We start from the raw sequence: 15,872 nt of genomic DNA, 5'->3' as shown, positions 1-15,872 counted from the left end.
AGCTTGTTATTAGTGATTGTCGATCGAACTTCTTAGAAAGCTTTGGGCGAGAGAATATTTGCCTGTCCTGAATTTCTGTTGAGAGGCTCAGGCTAGGTGCATCTGCAACACGGCACGGGTAGCTCGGCGTACTTTACAGCGGATAGTTTCTAAACCGAGACGCTGGCAAGCTTCGTACCGATGGCAGCCGGAAAATCCGTAATACTGTCCATCTACTTCTAGCACGTCGATGGGTTCGTTTAAACCTACCTCGCGGATGGATTCCATGAGGGCGGCTACTTTGCTTTGGTCGTTGACTCGCGGCAGGGGGCGGCGAATCTGGTTGAGGGGAATTTCTTCTATCCTCATGGCGGCTCTCTTTTTTGCTTCTTGTTAAATCATACTCGTAATGACTTCGTTTTAGCAACAAAAATGTCAGGAAATTTTGAGATTGGCAGAACGGGGGCGTGCGATCGCCCGTTTGCTTGTAGTGTCGGGGGGTCGAGGGCGATCGACTTTGGGTGGGAAAATCAGCATTAAAATTGCTGTCCCATCAACATCAACTTGGTAGATCAATTGATTGTCCGTGTCTTGACGTTTAAATGACCTAATTTGAATGCCCTCAAGTTATAATTTTGTTACGCAAAGCTTAGGCTAGTCGTTGATTTACTGCATCGCCAATAAATTTGCTGCGATATAATGCCATGATAAAAACATCCCAACCAGATATTGTTGTGACAAGCCAAGATGGGGAATATTTGATGATCGTTGAGGTAAAGCTGAAAGACATCAGTATCAACGCTCAACTTATTGCACAGCTTAAACACACTATGGCATCTATTGGTTGTTCAGTTGGACTTGTCGTAACTGGTGAGCGTGTGATTCTCCTCCGCGACTCCTTAGAGAAGTATAATGGTGAGTCAATTGATGTAGTTGGTGAAGCGAAACTTCCAGATTCTTTGCTACCACCTGCAGATGAACAATGGAAAGCAAACCCTGGTATGGAGTTTGAATCGCGAGTTCAGCGATGGCTTGAGAAACTGAAGCTGACTGCTAGTATGGACAACCTCCCAAATGATTTAAGAAACCTACTTGCCGAACCAATAATGAGCCTTCTCCGAATTGGGGAAGTGAGGGCTGCTGGCCCTAGATGGAGTAAGAGTGCAAAGTGAAACCCAAAGCAGTTTTAGTGGAAACAAATTGGGTAGTGGATGTTATTGCTCCAGCACACTTGCAAAGTCCACAGGCTATTCAGTTGCTTCAACGCGCTCAGGCTGGTGAGTTTAAGTTATATGTGCCTGCAATATGCCTTACAGAAGCACGTGAAACCGTACCTCGAAGGTTTTCCCCACGCTCTCGCTCTGATGATTTACGCAAATTTGTGAGATGGGCAACAGATGAAGGTCGAGTGACCGCTGAGGATGCGGATGCAGCACGTCGGGTATTTGCTCTATTTGATGGATTAGTGGCAAATGAACTGACGAAAGTTTCAGAACGATTGAATGACTTAGCGAACCATCCTAGTCTCAACGTCTTTCCGCTTTCAGAGCCAATGCTGGAGCGCCAAATATCTATCGGTGCAATGGATGATCTCTCCCTTAAACCCTATGACTTAGCTGTTTTGGCGGCTGTGATAGTTAAATCTGAAGAATTACAGGCAGAGGGGCATCCCTGGGTTGGTTTCTGTGAGCTAGACTCCGATCTTCAACCGTGGGACAAATCCGGTGCCCGGAAACGTGTTCTTAGCGATCTCTACGATGATGTCCGAATATTCGTGTACGCTAACTTCCTACTAGAAGATGTAAGTGAGCTTCCCGATGGTTGGACTACTTCAATTTAGCAATTACCACCTAACTATTATTAGGATGAAAGTTTCCGCATCATACTCTAAATCATACCACTGCTACTTAATCCTATCAACTCAATCCAGCAATAATATTGACGCTCATAGCCAGAATAGCGGTGTTAAAAAAGAACGACAGCACGCTGTGAAAAAGCACGAGATACCTCGTGGAACGAGAAGTTATCTGCACGTCTGCAACTTGGCAAGTCATGCCAATACCAAAGGAGAAATATAAAAAATCTTTGTAGTCAGGTTCCTCGTCGCCCGGAAAATCCAAACCCCCCGCCTGTAAGTAACTGCCGTGCTGCTTGCTGCGGTTTTGGTAGTAGCTGCGGGCATAGTGCATCGTGAAGATAGTGTGTACCTGCATCCAAGACCCGACAATTGTGAGGACAGAAAGCCCCAAGTGCAGAAATAGCAAATTCGGCGACAGGCCTTTGGTATCGCGCAGCAGGAAGAAGATAGCTAACAAGCTAGCAAAAGCCGCTGCCACGATCGTACTTAAGATTGTTAAGCGGCCAGCATCCAACTGCTGAGCGTGGTGGCGCATCATTTCGGGAGTGCCTTGCAGCATCAGCATCCAAGTCAAAATCAGAAAACTGACCGCGCCCGCGTTCCAAATGCACAGCGTCCGAGTCAGGGGGAGATAGTCAGGCGGCAGCAACACAGCAACTGCCATAGCAAACAGAACAGACACAAACAGGCGGTGCCGGACGCTCCAGACCCAGTGCATTTTAGATTGGGAAACATTTTTCACAGTAATCTAGTGTAATTTACGCACAGTCAGGGTTAGAAAATCTCAACTACTGCCATCTTCGCAGGAACTCCCAAAAAATAGCTATGAATTGGCAACACTCAGCACAGGCAGGATTTTTCATGCCTTTCGATAGATCGATCGACCTCAACCTTCTAGGTACAGTGGGAGAAAATATAAATTGTGGCTTGAAATTATGGCATCCTCCCAACCCCTCAAAGGCATTGAATTGATCGACTGCGCCAAAGCTAACGCCCAACAAGGAATCGCTACAGCCGCGAAGCTTTGCGGCTACGGAGGCGACCTCAACACCTTCGAGCGGGAACTGAAAAAGGCTTGCCAAGACATCGGCGTCGAAGTCAAGGAGTTAAACGACTTGATTACGGCTCAGCAGATGATGAAACAAGGAATGGGCATTGAAATCGCTCCAGATACTCCCTCAGAACTCTAGCCTCAATCTCCACCGCACCAGTTTTAGAGCTAGGACGGCCCAGACACCAGTATTTTGAGTCTGCTAGCTGAGGCAGGCTAGAATGTTTTGCATGGGAACTTCCGACTTTAGCCAAGAGTCGCGTTTTCTCCGGGGAAGAGGGTGCTTTCTGGAGGGTGCACAGATTGTTAGGAGGACTGTCGTGTCAGATCAGCAAGACCGAATTATGCGTTTGTTTATAGAGGAGGCTAAGGAGCACCTCGATACTCTAGAAAATGGTTTAGTGGATTTAAAGTCCACGATGAAAGACCCCGAAAGCGTCCAAGAGATGTTTCGAGCCGCCCATTCCGTGAAAGGAGGGGCGGCTATGCTTGGCTTAGATAGTATTAAAACAACCGCTCACCGCTTGGAAGATTGTTTTAAGGTGCTCAAGGACGGGCCCGTCAAGCAGGTTGACCAAACGGCAGAATCCCTATTTTTAAAGGGAGTTGATACGCTTAAGGACTTGCTGGGGCGACTGGAGGGGCCTTTCGGCTTGAGGAATGAAGAGGGAGAAAAACTCGTGCAGCAGGTGATGCCTGTTTTTGCTCAACTGGAAACTCACCTCAATAAATTGGCGTCGGGTAAAGTGCAGGCTGCTGCTGGGCCTGGTACGCCCGCCGCTCCAACAGCGGGCGCTGTGCCGGCGAATTTTGCTGTTGAAGTGATGACTTTACTCAAAGAAATGTTGCAGGTGTTCAAGCAGAAAGAATCGCCTGCTAGTCGCTCTGAGTTGACGGCTGTGTGCGTTCGCCTCTATAAGTTGGGAGGTAAAATAGAGACTTGGCAAAATTTAGTAAAAACAGCTAGAGCAGCGATCGTTAATCCCAAAAACTCTTATAAAGTCTTAGCTCCGCTGATTATCAAAGAACTCAAGGAAGCTGGGGATTTGGTGCAAGGGGGGAAAGTCAAGACGATCGTTCCGAGTAAAAATTTGCTACTTTTGGCAGCAAGCCCAAAACCAGCAGAGGCAAGCGCCCCAGCAGCCCCAGCCTCCGCGTCGAAGCAAGTAGCACTTCCCGCCGAACCGAAGGCGGTAGTCAAGCTTTTGCTCAAAACTTTCAACAAAAAGCAACTCTCGGAAATCGCCAAGTTACTGGTTAACGCCATCAAATCCTCGAACTAGGAGGTGTTGCAGTAGAAGATAGAGTTGAGCAGCAACTCCAAAAAATTCACTCATTTGAGATTTTTGCCCTCTACCTTCTACTGTTGGGCAAGCCTGCGTTAGAATTAGTGGATATGTAGGCGTGCAATATTGTACCAGAATTAAAAATCGAGCAGGCTTTATAAGGCGGTAGCTGTGAAACCAATTCGTTCATTAGAAGATGCTTTAAACCGCTGTCAGGCGATGGGAATGCGCTTGAGCCGCCAGCGTCGATTTATTCTAGAACTTTTGTGGGAGGCAAAAGAACACCTCTCGGCTCGCGAAATTTACGATCGCCTCAACCAACAAGCGCATTCGATCGGTCATACTTCGGTTTATCAAAATCTAGAAGCTTTGTCGAGAGAAGGGATTATTGAGTGCATAGAACGCTCGGAGGGACGCTTGTACGGCAATGTCAGCGACTCTCACTCTCACGTCAATTGTCTTGATACGGCTCAGATTCTGGACGTTCATGTGGAATTGCCGATCGACTTGATCGAGCAAATTCAACAGCAAACGGGTGTCAGAATTGTAGACTACCGGATAGATTTCTACGGATATCGATCGGCCGAGTCCGCCACGGAAGCATCGAGTGTCAGCGATACGCCCAAGGCTTCGTAACCGATAAAGCCGCGGCTATTGGAACCAAAGCCGCTATTTTTGCTCGGCCAGTCGGTCGTATAAAATGATTTAAGAATTTAGCAGCGCTCGATCGGGTTTTTGACCGTCGCCCGCCGGAATTCGGCACAGTAGAAAAAAAGGAAAACAGAAAACTTAAACTCGATCGGCAAGTTTGGCGATCGGGAATAAAATTTACGACTAAACCCAAAAAATCAATCCTACCCCTACAGGTAAAAGTGTAGACCAAATCCGGCTTTAATACCCCTTTATTTTTAAATCGGCTTGGAGTTGAGCAAACTTTGTGTAATTGCGGTTTCAACCGCTGAGTCCGATCGTGGAATCTCTGAGGCGGATTTAATATGAGAGCTTAGTTGAATCCCTCCCACAATTCATGTGCAGAGTCAATTCTAAAATCTAAAATCTAAAATCTAAAATCTAAAATTGATAGACTGACGGGGCTTTATACTGTTTTTTCGGCTAAACGGCCCCGGGATCTGTGAATAACTGTGTGATAACTGGTATGATTTACGTGCTTCGAGAGCCTAAAATACTCGGAAGCAACCAGTGGGGCGGGACACGAACCTCACTATAAAACGCCCTAGAGGGAAAGATTGCCAGTACCTTGAAGGAAGTTCTCGATCTCCTTAACAGGAGTCAGAAGCCGACATCACAATCTATAGATTTGATGTGGGAGTGTCACATGAAGAGTGCGCATTACAGGACAGGCTGAAGTAATGGCGAGACGACAATCTGACCAATTCCACACACCACCGCAATACAACCCATCCCCTAAACCGACGGCACAGTTCAGTGCAGAGGTGACAGGCGATGCGAGTTCCTTCGTAACGGCCGGGCCGACCGAGGGGAAAAGAACTTTTTGGCAGTGGCAGCTAATCTGGCTGAGTCTCCTGGTGGGATTTGGAGTAACGGGGGCCGCTGCATTTCTGTGGTTGCTGACGATGCCGCCGCCGCCGAATTGCCAGCAACTGTCGCCACTGGCGGCGGACGGAGAACGACTTTATTGCGCTCAGCAAGCTGCTAAGTCGGGCAAGCTAGAACAGCTAGAATCGGCAATGGCATTGGTGCAGGCTTGGCCGAAAGAACATCCGCTATACTCGCAAGGTCAACATTTGATAGGGGAATGGTCGAAAGCCATTCTGGGATTTGCCAGGGCAAAAATTGAGAGGGGCGATTTGAAAGGCGCTCTGGAGATTGTTGCGAAAATTCCGAAAACCAGTCCGTCTTACCCCGAGGTAGAAGAGGCTGTTACTGCTTGGGAAAAAAATTGGCAGGAGGGCCAAAAACTCTACGAGACAGCCCTAGCAGCTTTGAAAAGTGAGGATTTAAAGAAGGCTTGGGATTATGCTCAAGCTCTGTTCAAGCTGGAAAATATTTTCTGGAGTCAGAAGCGTTACAACGAGCTGATCCAGCAGATTTCTTTGGAAAGAAACGGCTGGCAGCGCTTGCAAGAGGCTAGAGATTTGGCGAAGGACGAGACTCCGCAAAAGTTCGCTGAGGCGATAGTCCTGGCTCGCAAAATAGACTCGCAGCTTTTTGCCCGCGCTAAAGCTGAAAAGGAAATTGAGGGATGGAGCCGAATTTTGCTGGCAATGGCTACTAAGCGGTTGGGGGCGAAAGACCTACCGGGGGCGATCGAGGCTGCTTCTGTTGTGCCGCAGGATTCCCCGCTATTTGCGGAAGCTCAAGATTTGATGCAGTTGGGTAGAGCTCAGGCAGTGACTTGGAACCAGTCGATATCAACTCCGCTGCCACAACACATTTTTAGCTTGCTCGAAGGGCAGGGGGCTGCTAGCCAAATTGCTCCGGGTCGCCCTCTGTACAAGCAAGCTCAAGTTCAAATTGAAAATTTGCAGGTGCAGTTTCAAGATTTGCTGCGGCTGCAAGTGGCGAGCACGATCGCTAGTTTCGGTCAGATAGGGACGTTTGGACTCGCGATCGAGCAAGCGCAAACCATCGGACTTAAGCAACCACGGCGGGTTCACGCTCAAACTTTGGTGGCAGCTTGGCGCCGGGAAATTCAGCGGATCGAAGACCAATCTTTTCTGACTCTGGCGAAGCAGTTGGCAGAAGCGCAAACGGTTGAAGGACTCAACGGCGGCATGGCTCAGCTACTCCTGGTTGCTCAAAACCGCCCCCGCAGGATAGAAGCGCAAACTCTCTTGGCTCAGTGGACGAAACGCATAGAAGTTATTCAAGATCAGCCTTTTTTGGATGAAGCGATCGCCCTGGCGAAGCAAGGAAAACTTAGTGCTGCTATTGAAAAAGCTTCGGCAATTAAGAGCGGTAGGACTTTGTACGCGAAAGCTCAGGATAATGTCTATCAGTGGGTGAGCGAACTGCAAGTTGCTCAAGACAGACCGATTCTCGATCGAGCTGCGGAATTGGCGTCTCAAGGCAGTCTAGGAGCGGCGATCGATACTGCTTCCCAAATCGGTTACGGTAGGGCGCTGTATTCAGAGGCAGCAGGTGCGATCGGGCGCTGGAGTGCTGAACTCAGAGCCAACAGTGCGCCGCCGCCGGAACCCGCTCGCGAGTATGCGCCGGAACCCGCTCGCGATGAGGCGCCAGCTCCGCGACAGGAGGAGTACGCGCCAGCTCCGCGACAGGAGGAGTACGCGCCAGCTCCGCGACAGGAGGAGTACGCGCCAGAGCCAGAGCCTTACTATCCGCCTGCTAGACAAGAGGCCCCGCCACCAGAACCTTACTATCCGCCTGCTAGGGAGCCGGAACCTTACTATCCGCCTGCTAGAGAGCCGGAACCGGAACCTTACTATCCGCCTGCTAGGGAGCCGGAACCTTACTATCCGCCCGCGAGACAAGAAGCCCCGGCTCCGGCTCCGGAACCTGCTCCTCCGGCTCCGGCTCCGGAACCCGCGCCGCCCTCGATTCCTGAATCGGCTGGGCCTCCTGATGCTAATTTGCTCCCGGAGTAATTGGGTTTTCGCGCGATCGGTCTCTAAAATCTCAAATCTAAAATCAAGTGAGTAATTTCCAAGTGCTGACGATCGAGGGCGACCCCATTTTCCGGCTGGGGCTGCGAGTTGCTTGCGAGCAGTATCCAGACTTGCAAGTTGTTGCAGAGGTTTCAACCGCAACCGAGGCTTTGCGGGTTCTAGAAGCTCGATCGATCGACTCCTTTGCAGCCAAGAAGCCCGCTGATTTGGTAATTTTGGCTGTTGAGACCCTAAATTTGCGATCGGGTCAAATAGAGGCGGTGGCATTTTGTCGCGAACTCAAAAGTTTGTACCCCAATCTGCCTCTGTTGCTGCTAGGCGGGCCGCTGACAGCGGAGCTGTTGGCGGAGGTACAGGCGACGGGCGCGAATGGCTATTGTCCTAAAGGTAGAGATATTTCCCTGACAATCGAAGCTATTCGCGCGGTGGCATCTGGTAGCACTTATTGGGCGACGGATGCGGCAGCTAACTCGGAAATAGAACTAAATGCAGCGGTGGTTCAAACAGTAGAAAACTCCGCAGCAATTGCAGATAAAAATGCAGATAATTCGACAATTGATACGCCAGTACATAAAAAAATGCTGGCTTATTTTTGTCGTTCTGGACTACGGGAGATAGATGCAACTTTGGCGGTTGTCCAAGCTGATTTGCAAGAGTTCAGAGCCGCCGCACCGACAGATTTGCCCTCTATTTTAGATGGGGTTGTACTCAGCGGGCGCCGCAGAGAATTGCTCGCAGCTCGTTGGATTGTCAGTCAGTTATTATTTGAAGGGAAAGGGGACAAGGTAGAAGGAAGAAGGAAGAAGGAAGAAGGAAGAAGGAAGAAGGAAGAAGGAAGAGGGGAGAAGGCAGAGGCAGAAGGAAGACGGGAGAATTTGTTGAATAATTCTCAATCGCAATTAACGAATTCCCAAGTTTCGGCTGAATCTTTGGTGGTTGCAACTAATTGGCAAAATAGCTTGTTTGACTCGGTGACTGCTAAATTGCAGTTTGATTTGGTGAATTTGACTGGCTTGCCTTTGGAAATCGATATTTTGCGATCGGCCAAAAAGCGTGAATTAATGAGTTCCATCCTGCGGAAGTTAAAGGATTTGCTGGAGGAATTGCGCTTTTCGCAAGTGCAGCAAACTCAATTGTCTGAAAAAATGCCTGCTATTTTGCGGGATTTGTGGGAGGCAACAATCATAGATTTTTTTGGCAGATACTATACACTGCAAACGGGAGAAACTGGGGTTTTTGATGGCAGTCAAACGAGCTTGAAATTGGCAGAAAGTCAAGGTGCAAGCGCTGCTGATATCTTGGCAGGCAGCGGTGTAGAAGTTGTGCCGGTGCTGCTGGCAGATGCTGATGTAGTTGCAGCACAAATCCTTGACAAAATACCGATGACAGTTGATTTTTTTGCACATTTGCTATTTGAAATTCCGCTAACAGTTGACAATATTTCTTGTGTTGCTGGCAGCCCGGCAGCGATGCAGCGAGCTGAAGCTTTGTTGGAAAATTTGGCAATTCAAGTTGCTAGCGGAGTGGTACAGCCTCTACTAAATAATTTGGCAAATATTGAAGAAATCAAGCAAATTTTTTACGATGGTAAGTTGATTTCGACGCGAGAAATTGAGAGATTTCGGAATGATTTGTCGTGGAGATATAGCTGGGATAGATACTTTGTGGAACCGAAAGCTATTTTTGAAAGCAGGTTTTGGCTGTTTGTTTTGGGCGATTCAGGAATTAAGAAAATTTCTATTTATGCTCCGAGAAATCTGGAGTTAGCACAGTTATCTGGGTGGCAGTTAGCCTTGACTTTGGTGCTGGAAACCAGGGATGCGATCGCACCTAGAGTTCGCGCGGTTATTTCGCTGTTGGGTGCTGCTGTTGTTTACGTTTTGACTCAGGTTATAGGGCGGGGAATTGGTTTGATCGGGCGGGGAATTATCCAGGGGATTGGTAATTCTTTGCAGGATAGCAAGTTTGGGAAAAATGGGTAATTAGTTACAGGATATTCTAGGTATAATCGACCCGCGGGCAGTATTAATAGCATTCTATGAGCCGGAACGCAGAGCCTGAAGAATATTAATTAAGCTAGAGTAATCAAGCCAGTGAACATTATTATTAATTGGCTCTGAAGCTAATGTAAAGTTAATACCACAGATATTGGGCACTATGTTCAGGCAATCTTGTATAGCCTCTATTGAAGGATTGAGACCAATGAGTATTGGATACTGAGATGCTAGATTATTAATATCACTAATCTGCAACGTATCTGAATATTTTGGGCATTCGTGTTTTAGAAAAGACCAGGAGTTTTCTAAATCTGCGAGAAGATCGAGATGAAAATAACTGGCATTAAGACAATCTTCATTTTCAAAGCTACTAAATATCCAAGAAGGAGCATCATCGTGGGAAGCAGTAATACCCGAGTAAATTATCCTAACTTCGTCTTCCTTTAAAAAGTGCCTATCAATACTATGCAGTTCAAATTCTAGTAATTGAATTAAGTCAAAATTGTAATCCTTGATAAAGGATAAAGATTCTTCATTTAATGCCAGTTGACAACAGGCTTTAGATGATGATAAAGATTTACGAATTTCACAAGCAAGATTTTCTGATACCTGACGATTGTCATCAAATCTGACATCTTCACCAAGAGAAATGCTGACAATATCAACACCAAGGCTTTCAAGTTCTACAGCTTCTTCTACGGATTTGACTCTATCAACTTTGATAATAGGTTTCATGTCTTATTAATTAATGTTTATGGCTGGTGGTATGATAACTAAATGCTATCCAGTTGACAATCAAGCAATTGGGTCTCTTGCCCCCGGATTCATCGGTGGGAGCAATCTAACATTTAAAATGGGTTGACTTTTTATGAGTATTATGATATCGATAGATGCCGATCGCATAAACAGTTTAGATTTGTCTCCGGTGCGGACTGCGATCGAAAAGTGGCTGGCCGAAGGAGCGATCGCCCAAAACGAACAGCAGCTACAATTTGAAATTGAGTATCCGCGCGAAGAATTAGATCCGCGAGAAATTTCGGAAATTCCCGAAGTGCGGCTGTGGTTTATTCGCTTAGATGCTTGTTATCCTTGGCTGCCATTTTTGCTGGATTGGAAAGCGGGAGAATTGGCGCGCTATGCCGCGATGTTGGTGCCGCACCAGTTCCACCGCACCCAAGGTATTCAGTACAATCCTGAAGCTTTGGAAATGTTTTTGATGAACAAAATTTTTGTGTTGACTGATTGGTTGAATCAGCAGGGAATTCCCAGTAAATCGAAGTTGATGGCGATGTCGCAGATGTTTGGTTATGATTTGGAGGATGCTTTTTTTGATGTGATTGTACCGCACAAATAAGCTGTAAGTAAGCCCACCTAAATTGTATTTTTTGGGCGGGCGGGACGCCCACCCCACAAGAATTCGCTCAAACTTGACTGTTAAATTTAGATGCTTCCCACTATTGTGGGGTGTTGTATTTTTTGGGCGGGCGGGACGCCCACCCCACAAGAATTCGCTCAAACTGGACTGTTAAATTTAGATGCTTCACACAATTGTGGGGTGGGCTTCTAGCCCGCCCAAAAAGGCGTGGCGTAAGGTGTGCAGTGCGTACCCTACAAATAGCGTGGTAAGCCATCTTCACAATTTTCTCAGAATTTAGAGTTAGTTTAGATGGATAACGATCGCCCGATTCAATCGATCGAGGAAATTTCCCATGAAAACAGATTACCTCATCGTCGGCAGTGGTTTATCAGCACTGGTTTTCGGAGCTTTGATGGCAAACTCCGGCAAAACCGTACACATCCTCGAAGCTCACGAACATCCGGGAGGTTTTGGTCACACATTTACGATGGCCAACAAATACACCTTTAATGCCCAATTCCACTACGTTTGGGACTGCGGCGAAGGACATACAGTCAATCGAGTTCTCAAAAAACTCGGTCTCGATCGAGATGTCACCTTTGAACGGTACGATCCGAATGGCTACGACCACATGAGGATGCCTGGGTATGCGCTCGATATTCCCTCGGAACCAGAGGAACTGATCCGGCGATTGTCGGCGCTGTTTCCCGAAGCGGGCGAGAGAATTCGCCAATTCGTCAACGAAGTCGAGAAAACCGGCGAAGGACTAAGAAAACTCGCTCCTCCCGTCAAACCAATTGAATTGCTCAAAAATTTCGGTGACGTATTCTGTGCCGTCCAACATCTAAATAGTACACTTCAGGACGTTTTCGACAAGTTCCAACTCCCGCAAGCCGCCCAAACCCTATTAGCCCTGCAATGGCCGGACTTTTTGCTGCCTCCCAATCAGCTTTCTTTCTATGCTTGGATTGCCTTGTTTAGAGGCTATCAAGAAGGCGCATTTTACCCGACGCAGCATTTTGAATATGTCATCAATTCTTTAGTTAAAGTCATTGAATCCAACGGGGGGAAAGTTCTATTAAACCATGAAGTCACGAATTTTAGGGTGACAAACAAAACAGTAACGGGAGTTGAAGCGATGGATTTGACCACCCATCAAACCCATGAATTCACGGGCGACACGGTGATTTGCAACCTCGACCCGAAAAGAGCGGCCAAGATGATTGGAGAGGAACTGTTCTCTAAAACAGTGCGGCGGAAACTCAACTATGAGTATTCTGCATCTAACTACATGGTGTACTGCGTTGTCAAAGATATCGATCTCCGAGACTATGGATTTGGCAAGTGGAATACGTTTCATTCGGAACACTTGGATCTGAATGAAGCCTTTGCTCAAATGTACGATAGAAATGATTTTTCTCGTCCGAGTTTTGCAATTACAACGCCAACTTTACTGACGGAAGCGCGGCGGGATTGTCCAGAAGATTGTCAAATTGTCGAATTTCTGACTGTTGCTAATTACAGCTATTTTAAACAGCTTTGGGAGACCGATCGCAAAGCTTACAGACAGAAGAAACAAGAGATTCTGGACTCGATTTTAGATGTTGTTGAAAAAGACTATGTTCCGAATTTCCGCAAACACATGGTCTTTCATATTACCGGAAGTCCGACGACTAACGAGCGCTTCTGTTGGTGTCCTAACGGTAATTCCTACGGTTCCAGCCTGACGCCGCGCAACATGGGGGTCGATCGGCTAAATCACGAAACATCCCTCAACAATTTCTTTTTCTGCAACGCCTCCTCGGGCTATCCAGGCTTTGCGCCGACATTTTGGACGGGCGCGCTTTTGTATCAGCGTTTATCCGGCGATGCGATTTTAGGCTAAGGAAAATTAGCAATTGGTTATTTTCCTGTTTCTCTCGTTCCTTGGCTGTGCCAAGAAATGAATTTCTGGAGGCTCTACCTCCTCTTAAAAATCTCTAGTTTGTGCTCTCACTATCTCGTTCCTTGGCTCTGCCAAGGAATGAATTTCTGGAGGCTCTGCCTCCTCTTAAAAATGACGAGGGACAGCAAGACTGAAATGCGTTTCCAGGTATAACCGGGAAACGAAAATTTCTTCCTTCTTCCTTCTTCCGACGGACATCCGTTACATCCGTTACATCCGTTACACAATCCGTTGCCGAACTTCCTTCTTCCTTCTATCCTTTACATCCGTTACATCCGTTACAGAATCCGTTGCCGAACTTCCTTCTATCAATCTAGGAGTGAACTATGAGAATTGCAATTGTTGGGGGCGGAGCCAGTGGTATGGCAGCAGCCTACTGGCTCGATAAACAGGGGCATCACGTCACTGTGTTGGAAAGTCAGCCGATTTTAGGCGGACACATTCGGACGCTGAACAAAAACGTAGCGCCCAATCAATCTGAGTGCAATGAAATATTAGAAAATGGGGTGCTGGAATTTCCCACTGTGTTTTACAATTTCGTGGCTTTGATGCAGGAACTCGGCGTTGAATTAGAACCCGTGCAGATTGGTTCCGCGCTGTTTTTTAAAGATGGCACTCACTTTTTGTCGGCGGTATCTATCCGAAAGAATTTCACCGGAATCCAACGCCTGATCGAGTATTTGCGGCTGGATAGTCTGTACGCTCGTTCGGCGGGATTTATTTTGAAAATGCGGTTTGCTAAACAGCACGATTTCTACGATGTGCCGCTTTCTGAGTCTTTGAAAAGCTCCTCCGTCCGCAATTATTGGCTGAAGTTGCTGACGATGTACAGCTACTCGATACCGTTTGAATTGCTCGACAATTTCCCGGCAGAATTAGCGATGCCTGTTTTGCGCGAATATGCCTCGGTCAACTGGGTGAGGATTAAAGGCGGGGTGTATTCTTACATTGAAAAGATTTTGGAGCGATTTAAGGGCGATATACGGCTAAATGTGGAGATTGCCAATATTTTTAGAAGTGCGGATGCTGTAAAAATTGTGCTTTCTGATGGGGAAATCCAGGAATTTGATAAGGTGGTTTTTGCGATGCCACCCGACCAAGTTATGAGGTTATTGTCTGATCCGACGGAGGCGGAAACGAAGCGGTTTTCGGCGTGGAAAGCCAATTATGCCACCACTGTACTGCATTCTGATACATCGATGTACGATCGCTACGGTATCCGCAAGTTATCAGAATTTGATTTTTTCGAGACAGACAACGGATGGGGATATAATGCGAGCTTAAATCAGCTTTGCGGCATCTCCTCGCCACGAGAGTACAGTTTAGCTTTTCAAATTGAGGAGTTGATCGCCCAAAAGCACATTATTCACATTCAGAAACATCACACGCCACTGTACACTGTCGAGTCTTTTCGATATCGAGATGAAGTTATCGAGACTAATGGCGAAAACAACACTTATCATGCGGGAGCTTATTTGGGGGATGGTTTGCACGAAGGAGCCATTACCTCTGCTTTGCGAGTCGCGAAATTAATCGGGTGAGCTCAATTGTGATGCTACAAACTCTCGCAAATATCAGTAAATTTATTGCCAGTGCAACACTCTGACAAAAGTAATGATGTCTGCATCAAAAGTTAAACCAATGCGAGAGTCGTCCACTCGGATGCGAAATTAATTTTTGGCGTTGCCTAAGCTGCGACACCACCTGCTGCAGTTAAGTAGACATCATTGCTCAAAGATGGGGGCATTGTTGATCCGGCTAACTGAGTACCCTCAAAGTTGGTTCCCGTGAATGTTGCCCCGCTCAAGTCGGCTTCGCTCAAGTCTGCATAGCACAGCCTAGCCCAATCGAGGTTTGCCTGCACCAAAGAAACTCCCACCAGATTTGCCCTGGTTAAATCTGCTCCCATCAACTTGACGCCCCGCAACTGCGCCCCGCTGAGATTGGCAGCTAACAAGTTCGAGCCTTCTAAGTTTACCCCGTTCAGTTTGGCTTCGCTCAGGTTGACGCCATTGAGATCCGTCCTGCTCAGGTCGATGCCATTGATGTAAGCTTTCCTGAGATAGATGCCTGTTAGTTGAGCGCCAAAAAGCTTTGCACCGCTGAGTTTTGCCCCTCCGCAGTTTGCCCAGTTGAGGTTGGCTCCCGTGAGGTTGGCGCCCCGCAGGTTGATGAATTGCAGGTCGGCTGTACACAAATTGGCGTTCCAGAGGATGGCGCTCCGCAGGTTGCTACCGATGAGTTGGGCACCACTCAACTTTGCCCTGGGCAGTTTTACTTTGACGAGGAAAGCTCCGCTGAGATTGGCTTTTGTAAGCTCTGCGTCTGCTAGTCTGGCTTGGCCCATTTTGGCAAAACTCAGATTTGCCCTGTAAAGGTTTGCGCCGTTGAGTTCTGCTTTGGTCAGATGGGCCCGACTCAGGTTAGCTCCCGACAGGTTAGCCCTCGAAAGGTTTACACCAACCAACATAGCTCCGCTGAGATTTGCTCCGCTGAGGTTTGCGTCAGCAAAGTCTCTGTTTCCATTTTCGTACTCTTTGAGCAGCTCGGTTACTTCCATACGGGTCACATTCCTAATAGCGGAAATTTATTTAGAAATAAACACTCTTTATAAGTATTTTATCTCAAATAAAGCGGACTGGATCGCACTTTCAAGAAAGCTGACAATTAACTTTATATTTATACATATACTTTGTGCTTTTTCCAGAGTCCCGACTGTTTTGAGGTCATAGTCTGAAACCCTTGATTTACTTACCCTCTAGTGTGCTTCGGCAAGCGTGGCGATCGT

General features: G+C 47.3%; 15 protein-coding genes. 10 read left to right on the top strand and 5 right to left on the bottom strand.

Translation table 11 applies throughout. The features are described 5' to 3' along the window. Positions 1 to 87: 87 nt before the first annotated feature. Together QUA43_RS00550 and QUA43_RS00545 are read right to left on the bottom strand one after the other, a co-directional pair. A complete protein-coding gene (locus QUA43_RS00550; RefSeq protein ID WP_333204641.1) occupies positions 88 to 348 on the bottom strand; it encodes a sulfiredoxin in 261 nt (86 codons plus the stop codon). A gap of 66 nt (positions 349 to 414) precedes the next feature. Beyond that, complete coding sequence (locus QUA43_RS00545; protein WP_333370099.1) at positions 415 to 555, bottom strand: hypothetical protein; 141 nt, start codon at positions 553 to 555, stop codon at positions 415 to 417. A gap of 128 nt (positions 556 to 683) precedes the next feature. Between QUA43_RS00545 and QUA43_RS00540 the strand changes: the two genes are divergently transcribed. Both QUA43_RS00540 and QUA43_RS00535 read left to right on the top strand, forming a co-directional pair. Then, a complete protein-coding gene (locus tag QUA43_RS00540) occupies positions 684 to 1,151 on the top strand; it encodes a type I restriction enzyme HsdR N-terminal domain-containing protein (RefSeq protein WP_333370097.1) in 468 nt (155 codons plus the stop codon). Next, positions 1,148 to 1,819, top strand: a complete 672-nt coding sequence (locus tag QUA43_RS00535; RefSeq protein ID WP_333147630.1) for a hypothetical protein — start codon at positions 1,148 to 1,150, stop codon at positions 1,817 to 1,819. Before QUA43_RS00540 ends, QUA43_RS00535 begins: the two co-directional genes overlap by 4 nt. 76 nt (positions 1,820 to 1,895) lie before the next feature. On the opposite strand, the gene QUA43_RS00530 is transcribed toward QUA43_RS00535, so the two are convergent. Continuing rightward, positions 1,896 to 2,579, bottom strand: a complete 684-nt coding sequence (locus tag QUA43_RS00530) for a DUF1345 domain-containing protein (protein ID WP_333370095.1) — start codon at positions 2,577 to 2,579, stop codon at positions 1,896 to 1,898. A 193-nt stretch (positions 2,580 to 2,772) separates the two neighbouring features. Here QUA43_RS00530 and QUA43_RS00525 point away from each other — a divergent pair, with 193 nt between their 5' ends. The 5 genes from QUA43_RS00525 (at position 2,773) to QUA43_RS00505 (ending at position 9,767) form a co-directional block, all read left to right on the top strand. After that, complete coding sequence (locus QUA43_RS00525; RefSeq protein WP_333370094.1) at positions 2,773 to 3,027, top strand: hypothetical protein; 255 nt, start codon at positions 2,773 to 2,775, stop codon at positions 3,025 to 3,027. Positions 3,028 to 3,109: 82 nt separating this feature from the next. Next, on the top strand, positions 3,110 to 4,171 hold the full coding sequence (locus QUA43_RS00520; protein ID WP_333370092.1) for an Hpt domain-containing protein: 1,062 nt from the start codon (positions 3,110 to 3,112) through the stop codon (positions 4,169 to 4,171). Positions 4,172 to 4,345: 174 nt separating this feature from the next. Next, positions 4,346 to 4,810, top strand: coding sequence for a Fur family transcriptional regulator (locus tag QUA43_RS00515; RefSeq protein WP_333326549.1), 465 nt, complete (start codon positions 4,346 to 4,348; stop codon positions 4,808 to 4,810). Between the two features lie 734 nt (positions 4,811 to 5,544). Then, positions 5,545 to 7,764, top strand: coding sequence for a hypothetical protein (locus QUA43_RS00510; RefSeq protein ID WP_333370090.1), 2,220 nt, complete (start codon positions 5,545 to 5,547; stop codon positions 7,762 to 7,764). Positions 7,765 to 7,811: 47 nt separating this feature from the next. Then, positions 7,812 to 9,767: a DUF3685 domain-containing protein gene (locus tag QUA43_RS00505; protein WP_333370088.1), complete on the top strand. Its 1,956-nt coding sequence runs from the start codon at positions 7,812 to 7,814 to the stop codon at positions 9,765 to 9,767. Positions 9,768 to 9,821: 54 nt separating this feature from the next. Here the strand turns inward: QUA43_RS00505 and QUA43_RS00500 are convergent, their stop codons facing one another. After that, positions 9,822 to 10,517, bottom strand: coding sequence for a hypothetical protein (locus QUA43_RS00500; protein ID WP_333370086.1), 696 nt, complete (start codon positions 10,515 to 10,517; stop codon positions 9,822 to 9,824). Positions 10,518 to 10,650: 133 nt separating this feature from the next. Between QUA43_RS00500 and QUA43_RS00495 the strand changes: the two genes are divergently transcribed. The 3 genes from QUA43_RS00495 (at position 10,651) to QUA43_RS00485 (ending at position 14,625) form a co-directional block, all read left to right on the top strand. Then, positions 10,651 to 11,136 (top strand): CRR6 family NdhI maturation factor, encoded by a 486-nt coding sequence (locus QUA43_RS00495; RefSeq protein WP_333370084.1) that lies wholly within the window; start codon positions 10,651 to 10,653, stop codon positions 11,134 to 11,136. A gap of 355 nt (positions 11,137 to 11,491) precedes the next feature. After that, entirely contained in the window at positions 11,492 to 13,024 is a 1,533-nt protein-coding gene (locus tag QUA43_RS00490) for an NAD(P)/FAD-dependent oxidoreductase (protein WP_333370082.1), read from the top strand. 386 nt (positions 13,025 to 13,410) lie between these two features. Then, a complete protein-coding gene (locus QUA43_RS00485; RefSeq protein WP_333370080.1) occupies positions 13,411 to 14,625 on the top strand; it encodes an FAD-dependent oxidoreductase in 1,215 nt (404 codons plus the stop codon). A 146-nt stretch (positions 14,626 to 14,771) separates the two neighbouring features. Here the strand turns inward: QUA43_RS00485 and QUA43_RS00480 are convergent, their stop codons facing one another. Continuing rightward, positions 14,772 to 15,644, bottom strand: a complete 873-nt coding sequence (locus tag QUA43_RS00480) for a pentapeptide repeat-containing protein (protein ID WP_333370078.1) — start codon at positions 15,642 to 15,644, stop codon at positions 14,772 to 14,774. Positions 15,645 to 15,872: the final 228 nt, after the last annotated feature.

Origin of the sequence: Microcoleus sp. N9_B4, assembly GCF_036701635.1 — a bacterium.
Taxonomy (GTDB): domain Bacteria; phylum Cyanobacteriota; class Cyanobacteriia; order Cyanobacteriales; family Microcoleaceae; genus Microcoleus.
Note: the sequence above shows the minus strand (reverse complement) of the source record. Positions and strands in the feature narration are given on the sequence as shown.

Excerpts from the sequence above, each read along its gene's own strand:
- QUA43_RS00490 (WP_333370082.1), top strand. The coding sequence starts at position 11,492 with ATGAAAACAGATTACCTCATCGTCGGCAGTGGTTTATCAGCACTGGTT.
- QUA43_RS00520 (WP_333370092.1), top strand. The coding sequence starts at position 3,110 with ATGTTTTGCATGGGAACTTCCGACTTTAGCCAAGAGTCGCGTTTTCTC.
- QUA43_RS00550 (WP_333204641.1), bottom strand. The coding sequence starts at position 348 with ATGAGGATAGAAGAAATTCCCCTCAACCAGATTCGCCGCCCCCTGCCG.
- QUA43_RS00500 (WP_333370086.1), bottom strand. The coding sequence starts at position 10,517 with ATGAAACCTATTATCAAAGTTGATAGAGTCAAATCCGTAGAAGAAGCT.
- QUA43_RS00480 (WP_333370078.1), bottom strand. The coding sequence starts at position 15,644 with ATGGAAGTAACCGAGCTGCTCAAAGAGTACGAAAATGGAAACAGAGAC.
- QUA43_RS00540 (WP_333370097.1), top strand. The coding sequence starts at position 684 with ATGATAAAAACATCCCAACCAGATATTGTTGTGACAAGCCAAGATGGG.
- QUA43_RS00495 (WP_333370084.1), top strand. The coding sequence starts at position 10,651 with ATGAGTATTATGATATCGATAGATGCCGATCGCATAAACAGTTTAGAT.
- QUA43_RS00485 (WP_333370080.1), top strand. The coding sequence starts at position 13,411 with ATGAGAATTGCAATTGTTGGGGGCGGAGCCAGTGGTATGGCAGCAGCC.
- QUA43_RS00525 (WP_333370094.1), top strand. The coding sequence starts at position 2,773 with ATGGCATCCTCCCAACCCCTCAAAGGCATTGAATTGATCGACTGCGCC.
- QUA43_RS00510 (WP_333370090.1), top strand. The coding sequence starts at position 5,545 with ATGGCGAGACGACAATCTGACCAATTCCACACACCACCGCAATACAAC.